Annotated in this window: 21 protein-coding genes; 5 read left to right on the top strand and 16 right to left on the bottom strand. The window is 68.1% G+C overall.

Annotation, left to right across the window (positions count from 1 at the left end; all coding sequences use genetic code 11):
- Window positions 1–636: 636 nt before the first annotated feature.
- Window positions 637–1,974, top strand: coding sequence for a DEAD/DEAH box helicase (locus tag AC0IX4_RS14270; RefSeq protein ID WP_471829525.1), 1,338 nt, complete (start codon window positions 637–639; stop codon window positions 1,972–1,974).
- On the opposite strand, the gene AC0IX4_RS14265 is transcribed toward AC0IX4_RS14270, so the two are convergent.
- A complete protein-coding gene (locus tag AC0IX4_RS14265) occupies window positions 1,954–3,228 on the bottom strand; it encodes an MFS transporter (RefSeq protein WP_471829523.1) in 1,275 nt (424 codons plus the stop codon). The genes AC0IX4_RS14270 and AC0IX4_RS14265 overlap by 21 nt on opposite strands.
- Before the next feature lie 107 nt (window positions 3,229–3,335).
- Here AC0IX4_RS14265 and AC0IX4_RS14260 point away from each other — a divergent pair, with 107 nt between their 5' ends.
- Both AC0IX4_RS14260 and AC0IX4_RS14255 read left to right on the top strand, forming a co-directional pair.
- Entirely contained in the window at window positions 3,336–5,324 is a 1,989-nt protein-coding gene (locus AC0IX4_RS14260) for an ABC transporter ATP-binding protein (protein WP_471829521.1), read from the top strand.
- Window positions 5,321–6,052, top strand: a complete 732-nt coding sequence (locus AC0IX4_RS14255) for a CbiQ family ECF transporter T component (protein WP_471829520.1) — start codon at window positions 5,321–5,323, stop codon at window positions 6,050–6,052. The genes AC0IX4_RS14260 and AC0IX4_RS14255 overlap by 4 nt, the downstream gene beginning before the upstream one ends.
- A 3-nt stretch (window positions 6,053–6,055) precedes the next feature.
- On the opposite strand, the gene AC0IX4_RS14250 is transcribed toward AC0IX4_RS14255, so the two are convergent.
- The 15 genes from AC0IX4_RS14250 to AC0IX4_RS14180 all read right to left on the bottom strand — a co-directional run bounded on the left by AC0IX4_RS14250 (window position 6,056) and on the right by AC0IX4_RS14180 (window position 21,291).
- Window positions 6,056–6,487, bottom strand: a complete 432-nt coding sequence (locus AC0IX4_RS14250; protein ID WP_042575361.1) for a type II toxin-antitoxin system Rv0910 family toxin — start codon at window positions 6,485–6,487, stop codon at window positions 6,056–6,058.
- Between the two features lie 66 nt (window positions 6,488–6,553).
- Complete coding sequence (locus AC0IX4_RS14245; protein ID WP_471829518.1) at window positions 6,554–8,191, bottom strand: solute symporter family protein; 1,638 nt, start codon at window positions 8,189–8,191, stop codon at window positions 6,554–6,556.
- Window positions 8,188–8,553 (bottom strand): DUF485 domain-containing protein, encoded by a 366-nt coding sequence (locus tag AC0IX4_RS14240; RefSeq protein WP_042575363.1) that lies wholly within the window; start codon window positions 8,551–8,553, stop codon window positions 8,188–8,190. Before AC0IX4_RS14240 ends, AC0IX4_RS14245 begins: the two co-directional genes overlap by 4 nt.
- Before the next feature lie 132 nt (window positions 8,554–8,685).
- Complete coding sequence (locus AC0IX4_RS14235; RefSeq protein ID WP_471829516.1) at window positions 8,686–10,419, bottom strand: sodium/solute symporter; 1,734 nt, start codon at window positions 10,417–10,419, stop codon at window positions 8,686–8,688.
- The gene (locus AC0IX4_RS14230) at window positions 10,419–10,772 is read right to left on the bottom strand and encodes a hypothetical protein (protein ID WP_471829513.1); all 354 of its coding nucleotides are present in this window, start codon (window positions 10,770–10,772) and stop codon (window positions 10,419–10,421) included. The genes AC0IX4_RS14235 and AC0IX4_RS14230 overlap by 1 nt, the downstream gene beginning before the upstream one ends.
- A 1-nt stretch (window position 10,773) precedes the next feature.
- The gene (locus AC0IX4_RS14225; RefSeq protein ID WP_471829511.1) at window positions 10,774–11,562 is read right to left on the bottom strand and encodes a LytR/AlgR family response regulator transcription factor; all 789 of its coding nucleotides are present in this window, start codon (window positions 11,560–11,562) and stop codon (window positions 10,774–10,776) included.
- Between the two features lie 89 nt (window positions 11,563–11,651).
- Window positions 11,652–11,909, bottom strand: coding sequence for a DUF3297 family protein (locus AC0IX4_RS14220; protein WP_042575382.1), 258 nt, complete (start codon window positions 11,907–11,909; stop codon window positions 11,652–11,654).
- A 168-nt stretch (window positions 11,910–12,077) separates the two neighbouring features.
- Window positions 12,078–13,322: a hypothetical protein gene (locus AC0IX4_RS14215; RefSeq protein ID WP_042575367.1), complete on the bottom strand. Its 1,245-nt coding sequence runs from the start codon at window positions 13,320–13,322 to the stop codon at window positions 12,078–12,080.
- Window positions 13,319–14,482: a sensor histidine kinase gene (locus AC0IX4_RS14210; RefSeq protein ID WP_471829509.1), complete on the bottom strand. Its 1,164-nt coding sequence runs from the start codon at window positions 14,480–14,482 to the stop codon at window positions 13,319–13,321. The genes AC0IX4_RS14215 and AC0IX4_RS14210 overlap by 4 nt, the downstream gene beginning before the upstream one ends.
- On the bottom strand, window positions 14,479–15,702 hold the full coding sequence (locus AC0IX4_RS14205) for a lipase family protein (protein WP_471829508.1): 1,224 nt from the start codon (window positions 15,700–15,702) through the stop codon (window positions 14,479–14,481). Before AC0IX4_RS14205 ends, AC0IX4_RS14210 begins: the two co-directional genes overlap by 4 nt.
- Window positions 15,703–15,706: 4 nt before the next feature.
- On the bottom strand, window positions 15,707–17,332 hold the full coding sequence (locus AC0IX4_RS14200; RefSeq protein ID WP_042575921.1) for a Na+/H+ antiporter: 1,626 nt from the start codon (window positions 17,330–17,332) through the stop codon (window positions 15,707–15,709).
- A gap of 25 nt (window positions 17,333–17,357) precedes the next feature.
- On the bottom strand, window positions 17,358–17,546 hold the full coding sequence (locus AC0IX4_RS14195; RefSeq protein ID WP_042575922.1) for an antitoxin: 189 nt from the start codon (window positions 17,544–17,546) through the stop codon (window positions 17,358–17,360).
- Between the two features lie 5 nt (window positions 17,547–17,551).
- Window positions 17,552–18,673, bottom strand: a complete 1,122-nt coding sequence (locus AC0IX4_RS14190) for an MBL fold metallo-hydrolase (protein WP_471829506.1) — start codon at window positions 18,671–18,673, stop codon at window positions 17,552–17,554.
- 51 nt (window positions 18,674–18,724) lie between these two features.
- Window positions 18,725–20,407, bottom strand: a complete 1,683-nt coding sequence (locus AC0IX4_RS14185) for a purine-cytosine permease family protein (protein WP_471829504.1) — start codon at window positions 20,405–20,407, stop codon at window positions 18,725–18,727.
- Window positions 20,408–20,556: 149 nt separating this feature from the next.
- Window positions 20,557–21,291, bottom strand: a complete 735-nt coding sequence (locus AC0IX4_RS14180; protein ID WP_042575918.1) for an enoyl-CoA hydratase — start codon at window positions 21,289–21,291, stop codon at window positions 20,557–20,559.
- Between the two features lie 93 nt (window positions 21,292–21,384).
- Here AC0IX4_RS14180 and AC0IX4_RS14175 point away from each other — a divergent pair, with 93 nt between their 5' ends.
- Window positions 21,385–22,461 carry an NAD(P)-binding domain-containing protein gene (locus tag AC0IX4_RS14175; RefSeq protein ID WP_471829502.1) on the top strand — a complete coding sequence of 359 codons (1,077 nt, stop codon included), beginning with the start codon at window positions 21,385–21,387 and terminating at the stop codon, window positions 22,459–22,461.
- Window positions 22,458–24,092, top strand: coding sequence for an ABC-F family ATP-binding cassette domain-containing protein (locus AC0IX4_RS14170; RefSeq protein WP_471829501.1), 1,635 nt, complete (start codon window positions 22,458–22,460; stop codon window positions 24,090–24,092). Before AC0IX4_RS14175 ends, AC0IX4_RS14170 begins: the two co-directional genes overlap by 4 nt.
- Window positions 24,093–24,225 lie beyond the last annotated feature (133 nt).

Below are 24,225 nucleotides of genomic sequence, written 5' to 3'. Positions count from 1 at the left end.
CGGCACGCCCATTGCAGCCAGCGGGTAAGAGTGTTCGCTCACCAGAGGGGGTGTGCACACGCGAACCAGCGCAGCGCCGGCCGCACATGGGGCCCGTCGGCCGAAGCGCACACCGGTTGCACGAAGCGCACACCCCCTACAGCCAGCGGATGGGGGTGTGCACACGCCAACCAGCGCGGCACACCGCAGCACCGGCGTCGCAGCGCACCCAATGGACCGTGCCGGTGGAGGTGTGCGCTCACCACAAGGGGTGTGCACACGCCGAGCAGCGCAGCGCCGGCCGCACATGGGGCCCGACGCCGAAGCGCACACCGGTTCTGAGAAGCGCACACCCACTACAGCCAGTGGATGAGGGTGTGTGCTCACCACTAGGGGTGTGCACACACACCCCAACCACGCCGATCCTGTTCCGCCACAACCACTCCACCCCACAGCACCAGCCGCGAACACTGCGAGACCACGGTCACACCCACCGACCGGCTACACTGGGTCTCGCTGCTGCGCCTCGATGCGCGGCGTACGTCGTGGAATCAGCACGAATTTTTCTTACGGCGATCGGAACTGCCCACCGGCAGTCTCGCCATTTGCGCTCCGCAATCGGAGTGCTCAGATGCCCGAAAGGCACTCGAACTCTTCATGACTTCTCTCTCCTTCGCCGACCTCGGCGTCAGTGACCGGATCGTCCGCGCCCTCACGGGTGCCGGCATCGCGTCACCGTTCCCCATCCAGGCCGACACACTTCCCGACACGCTGAAGGGTCGCGACGTTCTCGGTCGCGGAAAGACCGGCAGCGGAAAGACTCTCGCGTTCTCCATCCCCATGGTGTCGCGTCTCGGCGACACGTTCTCGGGTGTCCGCAAGCCCAACCGTCCGCGTGGGCTCGTCCTCGCTCCGACGCGTGAGCTCGCGACTCAGATCGCTGCAGCACTCGAGCCGCTCACCATGGCGACGAACCTCCGCGTCACCACCATCTTCGGTGGCGTCTCGCAGGCCCGTCAGGTCACGGCGCTGAACCGCGGCGTCGACATCGTCGTCGCCTGCCCCGGTCGCCTCGAGGACCTGATGAAGCAGCGTCTGGTGACGCTCGACGACATCGAGATCACCGTCCTCGACGAGGCCGATCACATGGCGGACCTGGGATTCCTTCCCGGCGTCACGCGCATCATGAAGGCCACCCCGTCGCACGGTCAGCGCATGCTGTTCTCCGCGACGCTGGACAACGGCGTCGACAAGCTGGTCAAGCAGTTCCTGACCGACCCGGTGCAGCACTCGGTGGACGAGGAGAACTCGCCCGTCGCCGCGATGACGCACCACATCTTCGAGGTGGGCGGTGTCGACGGCAAGAAGGCCCTCGTCCAGCGCCTCGCGTCCGGCGAAGGCCGCCGCATCCTGTTCATGCGCACCAAGCACCAGGCGCGCAAGCTGGCTCGTCAGCTGACCGAAGCCGGTATCCCGTCGGTCGACCTGCACGGCAACCTGTCGCAGGCTGCTCGTGACCGCAACCTCGCCGCGTTCTCGACCGGCGACGCACGCGTCCTCGTCGCCACGGACGTCGCAGCCCGCGGCGTGCACGTCGACAACGTCGAGCTGGTCGTCCACGTCGATCCGCCGGCCGAGCACAAGGCGTACCTGCACCGCAGTGGCCGCACCGCTCGCGCAGGCAGCGCCGGTGACGTCGTCACCGTCGTGCTGCCCGAGCAGCGTCGCGACCTGGCGGTCCTGATGCGCAAGGCCAAGATCGATGCGGCACCGCAGCGTGTCACCGTCGACTCCCCCGCCGTGCAGGACCTGGTCGGCGCGGTGGCGGCATACGTCAAGCCCGTACCGAAGGAAGCCGCACCGGCTCCGAAGCAGGGGCAGCCCGGTCGCGGACGCTCCACCCGCGGCGGCCACGCAGGCAACTCCACCGCGAGCTCCGGCCGTCGTCGCCGCCCGCAGACCGCGCGCAGCGAATCAGCCGGTTACCGGGGCTGATCGCCGAGCGATACCAAGGCTGAGCACCGCCGCCACGACGCAGAGACCAGCTGCGCCGAACCAGGCGGCGGTGTACTCACCGGTGGCATCGCGCACCATGCCTGCCACGACGGACGCGATGCCGGCACCGACCTGGTGGGATGCGAACACCCACCCGAACACCAGCGGTCCCTGGGTGCCGAACACCTCGCGGCACAGGGCGATCGTCGGGGGAACCGTCGCGACCCAGTCCAGTCCGTAGATGACGATGAACACGACGATCGACGGGTGCAACGCGTCGGAGAGCAGCGCGGGCAGGAACAGCAGCGCCACTCCTCGGAACGCGTAGTACGCCCCGAGCAGCACCCGTGGATCGACCCGGTCGGTGAGCCATCCCGACCCGATGGTGCCCACGATGTCGAAGATCCCCACCACGGCGAGCAGCCCTGCCGCCGTCGTCTGCGGCATTCCGTGATCGTGGGCGGACGGAATGAAGTGCACTCCCACGAGGCCGTTGGTGGTCGCGCCGCAGATCGCGAACCCCACCATCAGCGCCCAGAACGTGCGTACCGACGACGCATCTCTCAACGCCGTCAGCGCACGCACGGCAGGATTGCCGGTCACGACCACGGGCGTGGGAGCTTCGGTCGCTCCGTACGGCAGCGCCCCCACCTCCGCCGGGGAGTCCCGTAGGAACAACACCACGAACGGGACGACGACCAGCGCACCCGCAGCGACTACGAGGGACGCCGTACGCCACCCCGAGTTCTCGGCCAACACGGCCACGACGGGCAGGAAGATCAGCTGCCCGGTCGCGGATCCTGCCGTGAGGATGCCCGAGACCAGTCCGCGTCGGCGAGTGAACCACCGGTCGGTCACCATCGCCGCGAACACCAAGGCCATCGATCCCGTCCCGAGGCCGATGAGCAGACCCCACGTGAGCAGGATCTGCCACGGCGACGTGACGAAGACGCTGAGAGCGCTGCCCAGAGCCACGACGGTCAGTGCGACGGATGTCACGGTGCGGATGCCGAAGCGGTCCATCAACGCCGCGGCGAACGGCGCGGTGAGCCCGAACAACAACAGGTTGATGCCCACCGCGGCGGACAGCACGCTGCGCGACCAGCCGAACTCGTCGGTGATGGGGACCATCAGGACGGACGGAGCAGCGCGGAATCCGGCCGCACCGAGCAGCGCCAGAAATGCCACCGCGGCGACGATCCACGCGCGGTGGATCCGCCGCGGACGCGCCGCGACGACGGGCTCGGACGTCATGAAGCTCTCTTTCGGCGAACACGAACCGGACACACCGGTGGCACACTCGAGGAGTGAGAGGCAGAACGGCCACAGGTCGCGGAAGGAGCACGCTACACCCGGACGAAATGGCGACCGGATCGGTGATGACGGCTCTCGCTGTCGCGTTCTCCGTGATCGGTTCGCTGATCCCTGTCGCCGGGGCCCTGCAGATCGTGGCGATCGTTCCCCTTGCCGTCGTGGCGCAGCGACACCGGATCCGTGCCTTGGCCGTCGCCGGGACCGCGGGCGTTCTCGTGTCGTTCGTCGCAGGCGGGTTCGGCACGGCGCTCACCATGACGGTGTCCACCGTCCTCGCGGGCATCGTGGGGGTCAGCGTGCGGCGGGGCCGGGGCTTCGGTTCCGTGCTGACCCTGTCCCTGGTCGCCGGGGCCGTCGTCGGTGGGCTGTCCGTCCTGATGTTGCTGCTTCTCAGCGGTCTCCGCGAACTGTTCCTTACCGTCCTGGAGAACTCGATCCGAGGAAGCGCGGACATCGTCGGCACATTCGCCCCCGCCGAGGACGTGGCCACCGCGGTGGCCGACTACGTGTCGTTCGCGCTGGGGTACTGGTGGATTATGGTGTTCGTCTCGGGCATGATCTCGACGGCCGTGAGCGGCGTCGTCGCGTGGTGGGTGTTGCGCGCCACCCTCACCAGGCTCGGTCAACTCGAGACCCGCGGCGAGCTTCCGGATGTCGTCGACACCGATACGACTGCGCCGCAGCCTGTTCCGGTCCGCCTGACCGGCGTGACGTTCCGCTATCGCGGCGCGCAGGACGACGCCCTGGGGCCACTGGATCTGACGGTCGTACCGGGCCGCTTCGTGGCCGTCGTCGGCGCCAACGGGTCCGGCAAGTCCACTCTCGCCCGCATCCTCGTGGGCGCCGAACCGACGGGCGGCCAGGTCGAGCGGTACGGGCGCACCGGACTCGGGGTGGTCGGCGGGACGGCCATGATCCTGCAGCACCCCGAAGCCCAGATCCTGGGAACGCGGGTCGCCGACGACGTCGTCTGGGGACTCCCCACGTCGTCCCGTCCGACTCCCGAGCGGGTGGGGGAACTGCTGACCGAGGTGGGCCTGGCCGGATACGGCCTGCGGGACACCGGAAGTCTGTCCGGTGGGGAACTCCAACGACTTGCCGTCGCCGCCGCCTTGGCACGCGAGCCGAAGCTTCTGGTCGCCGACGAGGCCACCGCGATGATCGACCCGCAAGGACAACGGGAACTGGTCGAGCTGCTGGCCGCACTTCCGCGTCGTCACGCGATGGCCGTCGTGCTGATCACGCACCGGGCCACCGAGGCCGCCCTCGCCGACGACGTGGTTCGGCTGCACCGCGGCCGACGCGTCATGCACGATCCCACCTGGATGTCGTCGGCGCCGTTCGCCGGGACCGCCCCGTTCCCTCCTCCTGGACCGCCGCAGCTCGTCGTGCGCGGCGTGGGGCACGTCTACAACCGCCGCGGCCCGTGGGCGACGCGGGCGCTGCAGAACGTGGACCTGATAGTGCATCGCGGCGAGGGGCTGCTGATCATCGGCGGGAACGGCTCGGGGAAGTCGACTCTCGCCTGGATCATGGCGGGTCTGACATCACCGACCGAGGGCACGTGCGAGCTGGCCGGCAAGGCCACCTCATCGTCGATCGGCACCGTCGCCCTGTCGTTCCAACACGCTCGCCTCCAGTTGCAGCGCCGCACGGTGTCCGAGGACATCGAGGCAGCCGGCGGTAGCGATGTGGGCACGATAGACGTCAGTCGAGTGCTGGACCAGGTGGGACTGGACCGACGTCTCGCCGGTGCACGCATCGACGAGTTGAGCGGCGGACAGATGCGCCGCGTCGCCTTGGCCGGACTCCTGGTGGGCAAGCCGGAGATCCTGGTGCTCGACGAACCGCTGGCCGGGCTCGATCCGCCGGGGCGCCGCGAGATCACGGCGCTGCTCGCGCATCTTCGACGAACAGGACTGACGCTGGTGATCATCTCGCACGACGTCGACACCCTCGCGTCCGTACGCTCGCGCACCGTGACTCTCGACCACGGCACCCTGCAGGTCGAGTCGGCTGCCGGAGTGATCCGATGAGAGGCACGCTGCTCCGCGAACTCCCGACCGTGAGCCCCGTCCACGAGCTCTGGGCCGGAACGAAACTCGTAGCGGTGACGCTGCTCGGCGGATCGTTGGTGGTGTACCCGACGTGGGCGATGCTCGCCGCCGTGTCGACGGTGCTGCTGCTCGCCGCACTGGTCACCCGCGTGCCCGTGTTCGCCGTTCCGGTGCCGCCGTGGTGGCTGTGGGGTCTGGTCGCGTTCGGCGCGGCAGTCAACCTGGTGGTGGGAACGGACGCCGTGTGGGTCTACTTCCGCGGCATCCTGTTCGGAGTCGTCCTGCTGTGGGCGACATTGACCGTGGCGTGGACGACGGCGATGGCCGACATCGCACCGGCCATCGCCACGCTGCTCTCACCCCTGCGCAGAGTCGGTGCGCCCGTGGACGAGTGGGCCGTGTCGATGGCCCTGCTGCTGCGCGCACTGCCGATGCTCGTCGACGACGTCTACACGTTGGTGGCCGCACGACGCCTGCGCCCCCGCAAGACCACGCGCAGCGGGAAGACGCAGGACACGTTCCTGGTCGACATCATGGCGGCCATCATGTCGGTCGCGATCCGCCGGTCGGCGGACATGGGCGAGGCCATCGCCGTCCGGGGTGGCAGCGGCAGCATCACGTCGGGTCGGCGGCGGCCGGGTGTGTCCGACGCCGTCGCCCTCGTCCTGGTGATCGCCGCGTGTGCGACGGGCGTCGTCCTGTCCTGAGGCTCAGGCGAAGACGGTGACGAACGTGTCGACCGACTTCTCGATGTCACCCTTGAGTGCCCGGGCCACACCGGATCCGACGGGACCGAACAGCGGCGCGCCGCCGAGGTCGATGGTCATCTTCAGCTCGCTGCCGTCGGACTTCTCCGTGACCGACAGCTTGAGCGACACCTTCACGCCGCCCTTGCCGGAGCCCTTCAGCTCGAGCTCGCGGGGCGGGGAGTACTTCTTGACGGTCCACTGGACGCGGTTGCGCATCCCCTTGACCGACACGACGGACGCCATCTGCGTGCCCTCGGTCAGCTGCTCGGGCAATTCGCCGCGCCACCCGTCGTGGATGCTGAGCCACTCCTCGTATCGCGTCAGGTCGGACGCGCCGTTCCAGGCCACCTCCGCGGACAGAGGAACGATGCGGACCACTTCGAGTTTCGCCACCGCGTCAGACTAGCCGGTGGGTGTGCTCGTAGTGGCCCGCATCGCGATCGGACTGTGGTCGAGATGTCAGTGAGCGGATGCCTTCTCGGCGCCGACGCCCGTCATGGACCGCACCTCCATCTCGGCCGCCTTGTCGGTGCTCTCGTTGTCCTTCGACGTCAACGTTCCGACGATGCCCAGGATGAAGGCGAGCGGGATCGAGACGATGCCGGGGTTGGACAGCGGGAACCATGCGAAGTCCGAGCCCTTGATCATCGACGTCGCCGAGCCGGACACGGCCGGGGAGAAGATGATGAGCAGGATCGTCGAACCCAGTCCGCCGTACATGCTCCACAGCGCACCGCGCGTGGTGAAGCGACGCCAGAACAGCGAGTACAGGATGGTCGGCAGGTTCGCGGCTGCCGCCACGGCGAAGGCCAGGGCGACGAGGAACGCGATGTTCTGACCGTTGGCCAGGATGCCGCCGCCGATGGCGAGAACACCGATGACGACCGCGGTGATCCGGGAGACCTGGACCTGCTTCTTGTCGTCCACCTCGCCCTTCTTGATCACGCTGGCGTAGATGTCGTGGGCGAACGACGCCGAGGCGGTGATCGTCAGACCCGCGACGACCGCGAGGATGGTCGCGAACGCCACTGCCGAGATGATGCCCAGCAGGATCACGCCGCCGAGTTCGAACGCGAGAAGCGGTGCGGCGGAGTTCTGTCCGCCGGCCGCGGCGAGGATGCGGTCCGGGCCGACGATGGCCGCTGCGCCGTATCCGAGCACCAGGGTGAAGAGGTAGAAGGCACCGATGAGGGCGATGGCCCACACGACGCTCCGACGAGCTTCCTTCGCGGTGGGGACGGTGTAGAAGCGCATCAGCACGTGCGGAAGACCTGCCGTACCGAGCACCAGGGCGATACCGAGCGAGACGAAGTTCAGCTGCGAGGTGGCCGAGCCGCCGTACTGGGCGCCCGGAGCCAGGACATCGCGTGCCGCAACGGTTTCCGCAGCGGAGTCACTGACCATCGACTGCGCGCTGCCGAGGATCTCGGACAGGTTGAACCCGAACTTGGCCAGCACCAGAACGGTCATCAGGGCGGCACCGACAATGAGCAGTGCGGCCTTGATGATCTGCACCCAGGTGGTTCCCTTCATGCCGCCGACGAGGACGTAGACGATCATCAGGACGCCGACGACGGCGATGACGATGGACTGACCGGTGCGGTCGGAGATGTCGAGCAGCAGAGCGACGAGGCCGCCGGCGCCGGCCATCTGCGCCAGCAGGTAGAAGAACGACACGGTGAGCGTCGACAGTGCTGCCGCGGTGCGGACCGGGCCCTGCTTGAGCCGGAAGCTCAGCACGTCGGCCATCGTGAACTTGCCGGTGTTCCTGAGCATCTCGGCGACCAGCAGCAGAGCGACGAGCCACGCCACCAGGAAGCCGATGGAGTAGAGGAAGCCGTCGTAGCCGTAGACGGCGATGGCTCCGGCGATGCCGAGGAAGCTCGCTGCCGAGAGGTAGTCGCCGGCGATGGCGACACCGTTCTGCGGGCCGGAGAACCCGCCACCTGCGGTGAAGAACTCCGCCGAGGTGGCGTTCTTCTTGCTGGCCTTGATCACCACGGCCATCGTCACCAGGACGAAGACGCCGAAGATCGAGATGTTGATCAGAGGGCTGCCGACGGTCTCGGCCTGGGCGGCTTGCGCGAGGAAGCTCATGTCAGGGGTCCTTCGAGTTCTTCGCGAATCTTCGCGGCGCGGGGGTCGAGCTCACGGTTGGCGAACTTCACGTAGATACCGGTGATCGCGAACGTCGTGACGAACTGGGCGAGCCCGAGCAGCAGGCCGACGTTGATGTTGCCGAACACGGTGGTGGCCATGAAGTCGTGGGCGTAGGCCCCGAGCAGCACGTACACCGCGTACCAGATGAGGAAGAAGGCTGCCATGGGGAAGACGAAGCCGCGCAGGCGCTTCTTGAGCTGCTGGAACTCCGGGGAGGCCTGCATCTCGACGAAGTCCTGAGGAGAGGGCGTGCGGGCGGCGGGCGGTGTGCCCGGCGGGGTGGGTTGTGCGGTGGTCACGGGTGCTCCTACGTGTCGGGAGATACGCCGATGACGGTAGTGAGACCGTGATCACACGGGTAGTACGTGGCGCCGATCACACGCCGAGCAGCGCGCACGTGCGCCGAACGGTCGGCGAGGTGGGACGAACGGTTACTGCTTGCGCAGCCGCTCCACACCCAGCCCGAGGCGTTCGGGTGCGTGCATGGCCGACATGATGCGGCCGATGTCCACCGGGACGGACGAGCGCGTGGCCCAGGAGACCGTCACCATGACGGCGAAGGCCAGCGGAACACTGACGGCCGCCGGGTACCCCACCACGGCCGCCGGCCATCCGCCGAGCCAGCCCTCCGAGACACCCCCGAGTACGGCGACGGAGGCGGCACCGGTGGACACCGCTCCCCCGACGATCAGGCCGGCCGCGGCGCCGGCAGCCGTGAGACCCCGCCACCAGATACCGAGCACCAGCAGCGGACACAGGGTCGACGCGGCCACGGCGAACACCAGGCCGACCGTGCGCGAGAGATCGAGGGTCACCAGGCCCACGGACAGCAGCAGCGGCCCGGTTCCGGCGACGACCGCGGCGATACGGAAGTCGCGCACCCGGCCGCGGAGGATGTCGGTGCTGAGCACTCCCGCGATCGTGACCAGCAGTCCGGACGACGTGGACAGGAAGGCCGCCATGGCACCCGCGGCGACGAGTGCCGCGAGGAGGAGTCCGGGCACACCGTCGATGGCGGCGGACGGCAGCAGCAGCACCGCGGCATCCGAGGCGCCGGTGATCAACAGCTGCGGCACGTACAGCCGGGCGAAGACCCCGAGCACCGTCGGGAAGAGGTAGAAGACCGACAGCAGTGCCACCACCGTCAGTGCCGTCCATCGCGCCGCCGGCCCGTCCGGGTTGGTGTAGAACCGCACCAGCACGTGTGGGAGTCCCATCGTCCCGAGGAACGTGGCCAGGATCAGCGAATAAACCTGGTACAGCGGGAAGGGACCCCCGAACCCGTTGCCGGGAGCCATCCAGTCGGATCCCTCGACGGGGGCGCCCGCGACGACGGGGACGGGTGATCCCGCGTCGAGTTCGAGCACGGTGCCGGACAGCAGTGTGTGATCGCCGGCGGCGAGCGTCGTCGGCCCGTCCACACGAGCGCCGTCGACAGTTCCCCGCACCACGACGGGAAGAGCTTCCTGCACCTGCACGACGACGTCGGTACTGATGTCGACCGTGGTCGCGGTGTCGACGGAGGGCGGTGCGGGAGTGCCCATCTCGCGAGGGTCCTGGACGAAGTGCACGGCCAGCACCAGGGCGGGCACCGCCACTGCCGTCAGTTTGAGCCAGTACTGGAAGGCCTGGACGAACGTGATGGACCGCATGCCGCCGCCCACCACGTTCAGGATGACGATGACGCCGATGATCGCGGCGCCGGCCCAACTGGGCACTCCCAGCAGGATGTTGAGCGTGAGACCGGCGCCCTGGAGTTGCGGCACGAGGTACAGCGCGCAGACTCCAGCGACGACGAGCATGGCCAGCGTGCGCAGACGCGGTGATCCCAGCCGGAACTCGGCGAAGTCCGGCACGGTGTAGGCACCGGACCGGCGTAGCGGCGCGGAGACGAACAACAGCAGCCCGAGGTAGCCGGCCGTGAACCCCACCGGGTACCACAGCGCATCGGCACCGTACTTCGCGATCAGTCCGGCGACTCCCAGAAAGGATGCGGCGGACAGGTATTCACCCGATACCGCAGCCGCGTTCCATCGCGGCCCGACGCTGCGGGACGCCACCAGGAAGTCGGAGGTGGTGCGCGCCAGCCGAACTCCGTACGCACCGACCGCGACCGTGGCCACCGCGGAGGCCACGACGGCCAGCAGGGTCGGGATGGACAGCATCAGTCCTCGACCAACTCCGTGAATTCCTGCTCGTTGCGCTCCGCCGACCGTACGAACCTGTACCCGGCGACGAGCAGCAGCGGATAGCACCCGACCGCGAGCAGCCACCAGGGCAGACCGATTCCCAGAACCTGGACCGCTCCGGCAGCGGGGGCGAGTACCCACACCACCGGGACGATGCCGAGGAGCAGGACGACGACGGCCGCGGTCCGCAGAGCCAGTGCGAGCTGAGTGCGGACCAGACCGTTGATCATGGCCTCGCCGACCTCGGTCTGCTCCTGCACCTCCACGCGAGTGCGCACGATCCGCGCTCCCCGGCGCTGCGCCAGCACGACCTTCTCCCGACCGGCCATGTCAGGAACGCTGCTGCCCGGCCAGGGCTGCCCGCGGTCCCCGGACGAGGCGGTCCCGCAGCTCCCGCGTGTGGCGCCGACTCACCGGCAGCTCGACGGGCGCCGAACCGGGCGCGCCGCGCAGCACCACCACCAGCCCGGATCCGACCGTACGGGTGCCGCCGACCTGCGCGACCGAGACCAGGAACGAGCGGTGCACGCGCAGGAAGCCGTGATCGGCCCACCGGGCCTCGAGTGTGGACAACGCGATGCGCACCAGGTGCGTCCCGGTGGCGGTGTGCAGACGGGCGTAGTCGCCCTCGGCCTCGACCCACAGCACCGTCGACCGCGGAACCATCGTCGTGATTCCCCCGAGTTCGACCGGGATCACGTCGTCCTGGTCCACCCGGGCGGACGTGCTCGGAGCGGCACCCGATCGCTTGTCGACGACGCGTCGCACGGCCGCGGCGAGCCTGTCGTCGCGCAGCGGCTTGAGGAGGTAGTCGACCGCACCGATCTCGAACGCGGCGACGGCCCGGTCGTCGTGGGCGGTGACGAAGACGACCGCGGGCGGTGACGCGAAGTTGCTCAGCACCCCGGCCAGTTCCATGCCGTCGAGACCGGGCATGTCGATGTCGAGGAACACTCCGTCCATCGGTGAGTCCCGCAGGATGCGCAGCGCGGTGGTGGCATCCGAAGCACCCTCGACCGTTCCGACGGCTGGGTGTTCGCGCAGCAGGAACATGAGCTCGTCGAGCGCGGGTCTCTCGTCGTCGACGGCCAGCAGGCGCAGTCCGGTTTGCTCTGTCACAGTAAGACGATCGTGCCACGGCGACGCCGAGCGCGGATGCGGTTACACCGAGTCAGCGAACGTGGACAGCCGTCGGTTGCCGACGTCCGCTATTTCGCGCCGCGGAAATATGGTTCGACGGTGCCCTTGAGCTTGACGAGCATCGGATTTCCGTAGCGATCCTTCGCGGTCGGGACTTCGACACGGACCCAACCATCAGTCACGTTGTACTCGCGAACACTTTTCTTCTCGACGCCGTTGAAGCGAATACCCACGTCCCGGCGCAACACCTCTTCATCGTAGAAAGCGCTGCGTGGGTCGATCGACAGGTGATTCGGTGGCACGTCTGCGTTCTGGTCCTCGGGCATGATCACTTCCGTTGGCGGCGACGATGTCGGATGCGTGGGTCAGCTCTCGAGAAATATACGCGACCCCTGACCGCTGGTGGGGCAGTGTGCTTCTACGGCGTACTCGAGCGTCCGGTCGCCGTCGGGACCGGTAACGGTGACCTCGTAGGCAACCGGGGATTAAGCAGCTCAGGTAGGGCGCCGCAGCACAAGCCCCAGTCCGATCCCGGCGAGTATCACCGAGCCGACGGCCACTCCCGTCGAGACCCAAAGATCCGCGGTCGGTGAGAACGTCGCGGTGTCGACCTCGGTCAGCGGCGTGTAGGCGGTCCATCCATAGGTGACGATCATCGGAACCGTGATGGCGACCGGGACCGCCAGGCCGACGGTCGACGAGGACGCCATCGTCGGTGTGATCGCGGTGAAGACGTACGCTGCGGCAGCAGGGAGCACGGCCAGGCTCGCGGCGAAAGCGATGTTGTCAAGCGGCGGGCGGTCCAGTAGCGCGGTCACGCAGACGACGGCGAGGACTGCGATACCCGTGATCGGCCGCTTCCAGCGCACCCCGAGGCCGACTCCGACGGCCACCGCGATGACACTCCCGAGGATGAATCCGTACGTCCACGCCGGGCTGCCCACGTCGAGGCCGATGCCCGACGACGTGGACGTGGCAGCCAACACCGCGGTCCCGGCGAGTACCGGGGCTCCGGTACGACCCGGCATGAGAGCTGCTGCGACGAGGAGCACCGGCACGGCGAGGATCCCGAAATAGTAGATGCCGTTCGTGCCCCCGCTCGAGTCGTACAGCTGGCGAAGGAACAACCAGTGGGTCAGCAGACCGCACAGCGGTATCATCAGCACAGCGAGCAGAAGTCGGCCCGAGCGCTCGGCGGGTGGAACGGCCGCGAAAGGTCGTCGACACGACCCCACGACGATCAGGACAGTGAGCGCCGCCAGCACGGGCACGATGACAGGGGTGCTGCGCTCCGCCTCGGTGAGGTAGTCGGTGTACCGCTCCGGCACATCGGTCTCGAGTGCGTCCCACGCGCCGGCAGTGAGCAGGCCGACCAAGAACCCCGCCACGAACATCGGCTGCCATCGCACACCGGAGAGTGAGACTGACAGCACCGCAGCGCATCCCAGCAGAATGCTGCCCGCGACGACCGCGACGTACTCGTACGAAGACTGTGCGAGCAGGACCGCCGACAGGCCGGCCGTGGCCGCCGACATGGCCACGAGCGTGGCCACGACGACCCGTCCCCGCGCGAACATCGCCACCAGGGACCCGGCGATCACGGCCGCCGCGAGAACGCCGCCCCCGCTGGCGAGCAGCACCCCGACGCCCGACGAGTCGCCCGTGATGTCGAGCCCACCGGACTGCGACAGCAACACCGCCGCCAAGAAGCTCGACAGCAGAACAGCGAGCGCGCTCACGCCCTGATCCCCGAGCGGAACTTGGGAATCCTCATGCTGACTTTCGTACCCGAGTCGGGCGCTGTCTCGACCACGAGCCCGTAGTCGTTGCCGAACGCGGCGCGCAACCGGTCGTCGACGTTCGACAACCCCACGTGCACGCCGTCCTCGGACCCCAGGTCACCGGTGCGGAGCAGCTCCGGATCCATGCCGACCCCGTCGTCCTCGACGCTGATCGCGGCATCCGTGCCGGCGTCGGCGGCGACGATCGTGATGCGTCCGCGACCTCGCCCGGCGACACCGTGGCGCACCGCGTTCTCCACCAGTGGTTGCAGAGCGAGGAACGGCAGGACCACCCCCAGGACTTCGGGCGCGATCTGCACGGTGACCTCGAGAGAGTCGCCGAACCGTGCGCGTTCGAGCGTCAGGTATCGGTCGATGTTCCGCAGTTCGTCCGACAGGACCGTGTACTCACCGGCCGACCGGAACGAGTACCGCGTGAAGTCGGCGAACTCGAGGACCAGCTCGCGCGCACGGTCCGGATCGGTGCGGACGAACGACGCGACCGTGGTCAGCGCGTTGTAGATGAAGTGGGGGCTGATCTGTGCGCGCAGAGCACGCACCTCCGCACGGTCGAGTCGGGCGCGGCTGGCGTCGAGCTCGGCGAGTTCGACCTGTTCGCCCACGTAGCGGGCCACCTCGGTGCATGCGCCGAGCAGCCCGGGCCCGGGCTCGTCGAGTGTCACCACGCCCAGTACGCAGACCACCCCGGCGCCCGGCGTCAGGACCGGTTGCACGACGAGCGATCCGCCCGGTGCGGTGGTGGTGCGGACGAGGACTCGCCGTTCGCTGTCGACGGCTCGCCTGGCGGTGTCGAGGAACGTCGACTCGAGTCCCTCGACCGGGCCGTCGTGTCCCAGCATCGTTCCGTCGGGACCGGCGATGATGACCGCCCGAGCGCCGGTGAGGGTGCGCAGGTGGGGCGCCGCCTCGGTGGCCGACGCCTCGTCGAGACCGCGACGGAGTGGGCGCGCGGCCAGCGACGCGGTGTGCAGAGCAGCGTGCACGGCACGTTCTGTGGGCGTGGTCAGGGGCCTCGTACCCCGGCGGGTGATGACGACGACGGCCCCGGCGACCAGGGCCGCCATGGCGATCAGCACCACTGCCGTCGTGGCGGTCACGGCAGTTGGTCACACGTGTTCGTCGGTGTGTCCCCGAGGAAGCGCTGGGTGACCCAGTCGATGCCCTCGATGTTCGCGGCGGAGTCGGCGTGGCCCTGGTCCGCGCGGACGCGGAAGTCGATGCTGTCGCCCAGCGCGCACGCCGCTCTGGCGGCACCTTCGGTCCACTGCGGAAGTATCAGGTTGTCCCGCGATCCCACCAGGACCATCATCGGAGCGCCGGCAGCCTTCTTCGGAAGAGCGTTGTCCGCCAACCACGTCCGCATCGCCGAGTACGCCTCCGGCGAGCGCGGACGGACGTCGTCCGGCCCGATCGACGACGCCGCGGACAGCTTCCCGGTGGCCAGCGGACCGGTGCACGCGAGCAGGACGTCCTTGTTCTCGAGGAGTCCGCCGCTGAGAAAGTCCGAATCCTGGTACGGCGGATCTGCCTCGGCCGCAACGTCGCTGGCCAGGAATCCCTCGACCACGAACGGCATGATGGACTGCTGCGGGAGCGTGAGGTCACCGAGTCCGCCCTCGGGAGCGATGGGGCTGACGTCCGCTGCGGGTGACAGGTTCGCCGAGCCGACGAAGTCGAGCCCGTCGCCGTACTCGTCGGCCATCTCCGCCGCCGCCCAGGTCGCCTGGCCGCCCTGCGAGACACCGAGGGCAGCCCACCTGGTTCCGCTGCCCGGAGCGATGTTCCGCGCTGCCCGCACTGCGTCGATGATGTCGTATCCCGCTGTGGGCGCGTCGAGGTAGGGGTGCGGATCGTCGGTACCCAGCCCCTGGTAATCGGTGACGGCGACGACGGCCCCGCGTTGGAGCAGCGGCGTCACCAGTCCGATGGCGCCGAGCAGGTTGGGATACAGCGACGGTGCGCACTCGTCCGTCACACCGGTGGTGCCGTGGCCGACGGAGACGACCGGCCAGCCTCCGGCCGGAGGTGTTCCGGCGGGGACGAACACGACTCCGGTGACATCCGCGCCGGCGCCGTCGCGCACGCCCGAGGTGGAGCGGTAGGTGATCCGGTGGGCCACGGCCCCGAGGTTCGACACGGCCTGATCCACCTGTCCCAGTACGACATCGGAGACGATGGCACCGCGCTCGTCACCGACCGGCGCCGGTGCGGTGGGGGCCGCCGCAGGCGTCGAGGACGTAGGGTCGTCGGTCGTTCCGGACGAGCACCCCGCCAACGCCAGCATCGACACCGCCATTGCCATCACTGCTCTGCGCACAGGGTCAACCTCTTTCCGCCATGAATCGTTGCAGCCGGGTCTCGCTGGCCGCCTGTTCGAGATCGAGCCCGTCCAACACGGTACGCAACACCTCGTCGTCCAGTTCGCCGGAATCGCGGGCGCTCAGGAGCGCTTCGCGTTGCCGTCGCAGCACCGTCCTGCGCCACTCCTCGAACGTGGCACCGGTGGCGCGGGTGCGTTGCGCGCGTTCGTTGTCGTCCTCCACCTCACCCGCCTGGATCCGCGCCATCGTCACGCGTCGCACGCGCTCGAGGACGTCGGCGGTGTCCTTGTCCGACACCTTCTGCAACGCCTCGTCCAGGCACTCCTGCACAGCCCGACGGGAGATCAACCGCGCGCGATGCCTCTGCTCGTCGAGATGCTCCGCCTCCAGCGGATCGGTGATGTCGAGCCTGGCGATGACCAGAGGCAGCGTCACTCCCTGGATCAGCAGAGTGCCCACGGCGACGGTGAACGCGATGGCCTGGATGATGCCGCGCCCGGGGAAGTCGTCGCCCGCGAGAGTCGTGAACGGCACGCCGGCCGCGGCGGCGAGCGTGACCACTCCGCGCATACCGGCCCACGACAGGACGACGTTCTGTCGCCACGTCAGTTCGCCGTGTTCGGACTTGCGCAGTCGGTGATAGGACCGCCGTATCGCCGAGCCGGCGAACAGGGCGAGCGGGCGCAGCACCATCACCAACAGCAGGACCAGCAGTCCGTACAGGAAGATCACGTGCACCGGCAGGCCCTCGGCGGCGATGTCGTCGATGACGAATTTCAGCTGCAGGCCCATGTAGGCGAAGACGAACGTCTCGAGCAGCAGATCCAGGGTCGGCCACACGTGACGTTCCTGGATGCGCGTCGGAACGGCGTCGCTGCTGCGCGCGGACCCCAGCACGAATCCTGCCGTGACGACGGCGAGCACGCCCGACGCGTGGATCTGCTCGGCCGCCAAGTAGGCGGCGAACGGAATGAGAATGCCGAGAACGGTTTCCAGGGCGCTGTCGGACATCCGGTTGCGGGCGAAACGCACCAGCCTGCTCAGGATGTACCCGACGGCGACACCACCGACCACCTCGTAGAGGAAGAACACCACGGGCGAATCGACACCGATGCCGCTGCCCGTCACCGAGGCCACCGTGATGGTGAACAGCGTCAGCGCGGCAGCGTCGTTGACCAGCGATTCACCGGTCAGAATGGCCATCATGCGGGACGGCAGACCGAGTTTGCGACCCACGGCGACGGCGGCGACAGCGTCGGGAGGGGCGACCACGGCCCCGAGGACCAGGGCTGCGCCGAGCGTCAGTTCCGGGACCAGCCAGTAGGAGAAGTACCCGACCGACACCGTCGTCACGGCAACCAGTCCGACGCCGAGGCGGACGATCGACCGGAAGTTGTGCGCGAACGAGGTGAACGAGAAGTTGAGCGCCGTCGAGTACAGCAGGGGCGGAAGAATCACGCCCAGAAGCAGTTCCGGTTCCAGCGCGGGCCGCGGAAGTCCGGGGATGAACGAGGCGACCGACCCGACAGCGACGAGGACGAGCGGTACCTGCAGTTCCAGGCGCTTCGCGAAGCCGGCGATGACGACGGCACCCACGATCACCAGAAGCAGGAGCCACCCGTCCATCGTCTACGGTCCGACCCTGGCCGGCCTACTTCTCGGGGATCGCCTTCTTGGCGGCGTCCTGAACCTTGTCGATCTTGTCGGCGTACTTGCCCTGCGTCTTCTTGTCCGCGAAGTCCGCTGCCTTGTCCACGGCCTTCTCGATCTTGTCGCTGTTCTGAGCGGCGGCCTTCTTGCCCTGGCCGATCAGCTTCTTGAGGTTGTCCACGAGTGCCATGGCTGTCACGATACCGCGCCGGACCACCAGCGACGGTTCGGCAGAGTGCGCGAGAGATCCACGCGCTGACCGGGCATCGGCACCGCCACGGAGATCCGCGCGTCCTCCGCCGCGGTCAGGAGGCGTTCGACGGGCTCGGACCACGGGTGGAAAGCGAGGTTGAACGTCGCCCAGTGCACGGGGACGACGACTCCGGCGGACGGGTCGCCGCCCTGGAGATCGGCATGCGCACGCGCTGCCTCCTCGGGGTTCATGTGGATGTCGCGCCAGCGGTCGTCGTACGCACCGACCGGGAGCATCGTGACGTCGAACGGACCGAGTCGTTCACCGATGCCGACGAACGCGTCGGTGTAGCCGGTGTCGCCACCGAAGAACGCACGGTGCGACGGGCCGACGATCGACCACGACGCCCACTGCGTCGTGTCCCGGACCAGCGACCGACCCGAGAAGTGTCGGGCCTCCAGACAGGTGAGGGTCAGTGACCCGATGGTGACGTCGTCGTTCCAGTCGAGTTCGACGATCCGGTCCTCGGGGACCTTCCATCGACGCAGGTGCGAACCCACGCCGACGGGTACGACGAACGGCGCCGACTGGGTCGACGTCAACGTGGCGACCGTGTCGCGGTCGAGATGGTCGTAGTGGTCGTGCGAGATCACGATCGCGTCGACCTGTGGAAGTGCTTCCGCGGCAACAGGAACAGGGTGTAGCCTGGCGGGCCCGACCACCTGCGACGGCGAGACGCGCCGACTCCACACCGGGTCCGTCAGCACGCGGTACCCGTCGATCTCCACCACCACGGACGAATGGCCGAACCAGGTGACCGCGAGGTCTCCTGCCTCTGCCGGTGCGAGCGGCGTGGCCAGCGGGACCGGCCGCTCGGGACGTCCCGAGCGGCCGCGGGTGAGCATGGCGACACCGATACTCGCCTGCTCCCCCGCGGCCACCGCGGAACTCGATGCCGTGTTGTGGAACTTCCGGTCGGAGTAGTGCGCGGAGCCCGCGGCGTAGGGCCGGATCGCGCCGCGCCCCGCGCCGAGTGCGGCCGGCACTCCCCACGCCGCGCGCGCGAGCCAGGACAACCCTGCGGCGGCGAGCCCGATGGACACTGCTGCGGTGGCTGGTTTCACGCTTCCGACACTAGTCCACGGTTGCTGTGTACCTGTTTCACAAGTAACGGCTCACTTCTGTTCGGGCAGGATGTGCTCCCCCGTCTTGTCCGTGCTCAGCGACAGGGACGAGATGTAGAGAGTCTCCCCGTCAGGGCCCTTCTTCGCCGACGCGATCATGTCGGGGCGCTCGAACTCCATGCCCGACACCGAGCACATCAGCGTGGCGTCGGACGGGTTGCCGTACTCGTCGAACATCGGCAGGTCGATGCCGTCGTCGGTGCGGCGCAGGTAGTACTTGCCCTTGGTGGCGACGGCCAGGACGGGCGGGAGGACGATGGCCAGCACCAGGGCCACGATCGGCGAGTACGGCTTGATCGCCGGCCCGAAGGCGCCGAAGAAGACGAGGATCGACAGGATGGCGGAGACTGCCATCGATCCGAAGCCGACCGGGTTGACCGCGTAGAGCATTCCGCGTCGGAACTCGGGGACCTTGGGTGAAAGCTTCAGGATGTACTTGTTGAAGACGATGTCGGACGCCACGACGGCGATCCAGGCGATACCGCAGTTGGCGTAGAAGCCCAGGATGCTGTTCAGGAAGTCGAACATGTTGGCTTCCATCAGGATCAACGCGATCGCGAGGTTGAACAGTACGAAGATCATGCGGCCCGGGTAGCTCTTGGTGACGCGGGTGTAGGAGTTGGTCCAGGCGAGCGAGCCCGAGTACGCGTTGGTCACGTTGATCTTGATCTGGCTGATGACGACCAGGATGACGGCGAGCGTCATGGCGAGCCATCCGGGCATGAAGTTCTCGTAGATCTCGAGGAACTGGTGCACCGGCTCGTTCGCGATGCTGGACCCGTCGACGACGTTCGCGATGAGGTAGACGGCGAGGAACAGGCCGACGATCTGCTTGAGGGCACCGAAGATGACCCAGCCCGGTCCGGCGAGGAGCACGGCGGTCCACCAACGACGCGAGTTCTCGGGCGTCTTCGGCGGCATGAAACGCAGGTAGTCGATCTGCTCGGCGATCTGCGCGATGAGCGAGAGGCAGACACCGGCCGCCAACATGACGGATCCGAGGTTCACGCCCTTGCCCGCGTCACCGTCGGCGCCGCCGAAGGCCATGAACTGGCCGACGGAATCCGGGTTGCTGACCACGAGGTACACGAACGGCAGCACCATCAGGATCAGCCACAGCGGCGTCGTCCAGACCTGCAGTTTGGCGAGCGCCTTCATGCCGTAGATGACCAGCGGGATCACCATCAACGTCGAGACCGCGTAACCGATGGGGAGCGGAATGTTGAGGCCCAGTTCGAGTCCCTGGGCCATGATCGACCCTTCGAGTGCGAAGAAGATGAACGTGAACGTCGCGAAGATGACGTTGGTGACCACCGAGCCGTAGTAGCCGAAACCGCTTCCGCGCGTGATGAGGTCGAGGTCGATGTTGTAGCGCGCCGCGTAGTACGCCAGCGGGAGACCGGTCAGGAAGATGACCACGGCGAAGACGAGGATGCCCCACAGCGCGTTGCCGGTGCCGTACGAGATGCCGATGTTGGCGCCGATGGCGAAGTCCGCGAGGTAGGCGATACCGCCGAGGGCCGACGTCGCGACCACACCCGTTCCCCACTTGCGGTAGCTCCGCGGTGCGAACCGGAGCGTGTAGTCCTCGAGCGTCTCCTTCAGCGCAGCGTTCTCCTTGGCCGCACCCGGCGCGAGCGTCGAATCGGGGGGTACATCTCCGAGAGCGGTCATAAGTTCGTGCCTCCGGTCGTCGTCACACGCCGTGCGGCGCGATGCGAGATGACCGTAGGAACGATGTGTTGCCGATTCGTACGAGCTTGATGTCCAGTGCGTTACGTAGACCCCGAGGCGATACCCGTCGCCCGAATTGTCCGGTTGCGCTACTCCCCGAGGAAGACCGGGGGCCGCTTCTCGCTGCGCGCACGACGAGCCTCGACCGCGTCGTTGCTCGCCCACGCGGCCGCGAACGCCTCGCTCTGGGCTGCATCGGGCTCCGACCTCGTCCCGTCGTCGTTGAAGACGAGCTTGAGGTGCCGCAGAGCCAACGGGGCCAGCTGGGCGATCTCCTCCGCCCATGCCAGCGCGGTGTCCAGGTCACCCAGCTTGTTGGCCAAGCCGCACGAGAAGGCCTGCTCGGCGCCGATCTGCTCGGCGCCCATCAGCACGGTGCGAGCCGGGCCACCTCCGGCGAGGGAGACCAACCGTCTCACCGTCCAGCTGTCCACGGCGATCGCGAGTCGGGTCGACGGAATGGCGAAGAACGCACCGGAGTCGACGACCCGGAGATCGGCGGCGATGGCCAGCTGCGTTCCCGCGCCGACGGCCGGACCGTTCACCGCAGCGATCACGGGGATCGACACCGTCTGCAGCGCGCGGTTCATCGACAGCAACGCGTCCGGGAACTCCGCGGCAATGCTCTCACCCGACAAATCGGCGCCGGCACAGAAACTCGTCCCCTCGCCGGTGATCACGACGACGCGGACCCCGTCCGCCTCGGCGCCCTCCACCGCCTCACGCACCTCTGTGCACAGAGCCGTGTTCAGAGCGTTGCGACGCTCCGGACGCTGCAGTTCCACGGTGAGAACCGCGCCGTTCCTGGTGAGACCGATGGTCACGTTGTGTCTTCTCTCTGCGTCGAACGAAGTGTTCTGTGAGACCCCCCGATGCGAATTTACCGGGTGCGGACCCCTGCCTGGTGTACTGGACGGGTGCAACACGTCGAGGTCGCAGTGATCGGTGCCGGCCAGGCCGGCCTGTCCGCGGCCTATTTCCTGCATCGAGCGGGCCTGCGGGCGTGGGACGACTACGTCGTGCTCGACGGCGCACCGGCCCCCGGTGGGGCGTGGCAGTTCCGCTGGCCGTCGTTGACTCTGGAAACGGTCAACGGCGTGCACGACCTCCCGGGCATGGCCTTCGCGGACACCCTCGACCCCGATGTCGACCCGGCGCACGTCCCGGCCTCGACGGCCGTTCCCGAGTACTACGCCCGCTACGAGAAGCACTTCGAGCTACCGGTGCGACGGCCCGGCCGAGTGTCCGTCGTCTGCGACCGCGACGGGAGGTACCGGGTCGAAGCCGAGCAGGGAGACGTCCACGCCCGCGGGTTGATCAACTGCACCGGCACCTGGGAGCACCCCTTCGTTCCGAACTACCGCGGGATGTCGACATTCCGGGGACGCCAGCTGCACACCAAGGACTACGTCGACGCCGACGAGTTCCGCGGCAAGCACGTCGTGGTCGTCGGGGGCGGCATCTCCGCCGTGCAGCTGCTCGACGAGATCTCCCGAGTGACGACGACGACCTGGGTGACGCGTCGGGAACCCGTATGGCTCGAGCGCGAGTTCACACCGGAGGTCGGTCGCGCCGCCGTCGCGCAGGTCGAGGACCGGGTGCGGCAGGGGCTGCCGCCCGGTTCCGTGGTGTCGGTGACCGGGCTGATCCTGACGCCGAGCCTGCGGGAAGCACGCAAGCGCGGCGCCCTGGACCGATTCCCCATGTTCTCCGAGGTAGTGCCCGACGGCGTTCGGTGGGACGACGGCAGCACCGTCGACGCCGACGTCATCCTGTGGGCCACCGGTTTTCGGAGCGCACTCGATCATCTCGCCCCGCTGCGGCTTCGAGGAGCCGGCGGCGGGATCACGATGACCGGTGCGTCGGCGACGCAGGTGGCCGCCCGACCCACCGTGCACCTCATCGGTTACGGTCCGTCCGCCAGCACCATCGGCGCCAACCGTGCCGGGCGAACGGCCGTACGAGAACTACTTCGGGAGCTGGGTCGGTCGTGAGTGCAGTAGTCCGTATCGACGAACTGTCCGCCTATCGCGGGGAGCGCACACTGTTCGACGGACTCGACCTCACCGTCGGGCCCGGCGACGTCGTGGGGCTCGTCGGTGCCAACGGCGCGGGCAAGTCGACACTGCTCGCGATCGTGGCCGGAGAAGGTACGGCCGAACACGACGGAACGGTGACTCTGACACCGTCCGATGCGACGGTGGGCTATCTGGCCCAGGAAGTTTCGCGCATACCCGGTGAGACGGTCGAGCAGTTCCTGCAGCGGCGCACCGGCGTTCGCGCGGCCGAAGATGCCATGAACGCCGCTGCGGAATCGCTCGGAGACGCCGACGCCGAGGACCTCTACACTCCCGCGCTCGAGAAGTGGTTGGCACTGGGCGGCGCGGACCTCCCGGAGCGCGCCGAGTCGGTGCTCGCAGGGCTGGGCCTCGAGACGGCACTCGACACCGAGATGGCGGCGCTGTCCGGTGGGCAGGCGGCACGAGCGTCCCTCGCCGGAATCCTGCTGGCGCGCTACGACGTCCTGCTGCTCGACGAGCCCACCAACGACCTGGACCTGGCCGGTCTGGAGCAACTCGAGAACTTCGTGTCCACGACGCAGTGCGCCGTGATGATCGTCAGCCACGACCGAGAGTTCCTGGCCCGCACCGTCACCGGGATCGTCGAGCTGGATCTCGCGCAGCAGCAGATCGCGGTCTACGACGGCGGCTACGAGGCCTATCTGGTCGAGCGCGACGTGGCGCGTCGTCACGCACGGGAAGAGTTCGAGCAGTATGCCGACACCAAGTCCGGGCTCGAGGATCGCGCTCGCATGCAGCGGAACTGGCTCGAGCACGGGGTGCGGAACGCTCGACGCAAGAGCAAGGACAACGACAAGGCGAGCCGGAAGGTCCGCGCCGAATCGACGGAGAAGCAGGCCGCGAAGGCACGACAGACCCAGCGACGCATCGAGCGACTCGACGTCGTCGAAGAGCCGCGCAAGGAATGGGAACTGCGCATGGAGATCGCGGCGGCGCCGCGGAGCGGCAGCGTCGTCGTCTCGCTGAATAACGCTGTGGTCGAGCGTGAATCGTTCCGACTCGGACCGGTGACGGCGCAGATCGACGCGGGTGACCGCATCATCGTCACCGGCGCCAACGGCTCCGGCAAGACCACGTTGCTCCACCTGCTGCTGGGCCGCATCACCCCGACGAGCGGATCGGTGAACCTGGGTTCGGGCGTCGAGATCGGCGAGATGGACCAGGCACGATCGGCGTTCGACGGGACGGATTCGGTGGCGGACGCCCTGGCCGCGTCGGTTCCGGACTGGCCCGACGCCGAGGTCCGCACACTCCTCGCGAAGTTCGGCCTACGGGGCCAGTCCGCCCTACGGCCGTCGGCGTCGCTGTCCCCCGGCGAGCGCACCCGCGCCGGTCTGGCGTTGCTGCAGGCGCGAGGAGTGAACCTGCTGGTTCTCGACGAGCCCACCAACCACCTCGACGTCCCGGCCATCGAACAGCTGGAATCGGCCCTGGAGTCCTACGAGGGCACGTTGCTGCTGGTCACGCACGACCGACGGATGCTCGACTCGGTCCGCGGCACACGGCAGTGGACCGTCGAGTCAGGCCTGCTGCACCAGGACTGACAGCCGGCCTCGGCCCAGACCCACCGCGAGTACGTCCATAGCGTCGCTGTATCCCCGGGATTCACGACGATTCAGGCGTACTCGCGGGAAGGGTGTGCCTGCGGTGTTGACAGATCGTTGGGTTTTTACAACA

The organism is Rhodococcus sp. AC861 (assembly GCF_979256035.1).
The sequence above is the reverse complement of the archived record's forward strand: the minus strand, read 5'-3'. Positions and strand labels throughout refer to the sequence as shown.

Excerpts from the sequence above, each read along its gene's own strand:
- AC0IX4_RS14185 (WP_471829504.1), bottom strand. The coding sequence starts at position 20,407 with ATGACCGCTCTCGGAGATGTACCCCCCGATTCGACGCTCGCGCCGGGT.
- AC0IX4_RS14270 (WP_471829525.1), top strand. The coding sequence starts at position 637 with ATGACTTCTCTCTCCTTCGCCGACCTCGGCGTCAGTGACCGGATCGTC.
- AC0IX4_RS14260 (WP_471829521.1), top strand. The coding sequence starts at position 3,336 with ATGGCGACCGGATCGGTGATGACGGCTCTCGCTGTCGCGTTCTCCGTG.
- AC0IX4_RS14265 (WP_471829523.1), bottom strand. The coding sequence starts at position 3,228 with ATGACGTCCGAGCCCGTCGTCGCGGCGCGTCCGCGGCGGATCCACCGC.
- AC0IX4_RS14200 (WP_042575921.1), bottom strand. The coding sequence starts at position 17,332 with ATGGACGGGTGGCTCCTGCTTCTGGTGATCGTGGGTGCCGTCGTCATC.
- AC0IX4_RS14245 (WP_471829518.1), bottom strand. The coding sequence starts at position 8,191 with ATGAGCTTCCTCGCGCAAGCCGCCCAGGCCGAGACCGTCGGCAGCCCT.
- AC0IX4_RS14255 (WP_471829520.1), top strand. The coding sequence starts at position 5,321 with ATGAGAGGCACGCTGCTCCGCGAACTCCCGACCGTGAGCCCCGTCCAC.
- AC0IX4_RS14235 (WP_471829516.1), bottom strand. The coding sequence starts at position 10,419 with ATGCTGTCCATCCCGACCCTGCTGGCCGTCGTGGCCTCCGCGGTGGCC.
- AC0IX4_RS14220 (WP_042575382.1), bottom strand. The coding sequence starts at position 11,909 with ATGCCCGAGGACCAGAACGCAGACGTGCCACCGAATCACCTGTCGATC.
- AC0IX4_RS14230 (WP_471829513.1), bottom strand. The coding sequence starts at position 10,772 with ATGGCCGGTCGGGAGAAGGTCGTGCTGGCGCAGCGCCGGGGAGCGCGG.
- AC0IX4_RS14195 (WP_042575922.1), bottom strand. The coding sequence starts at position 17,546 with ATGGCACTCGTGGACAACCTCAAGAAGCTGATCGGCCAGGGCAAGAAG.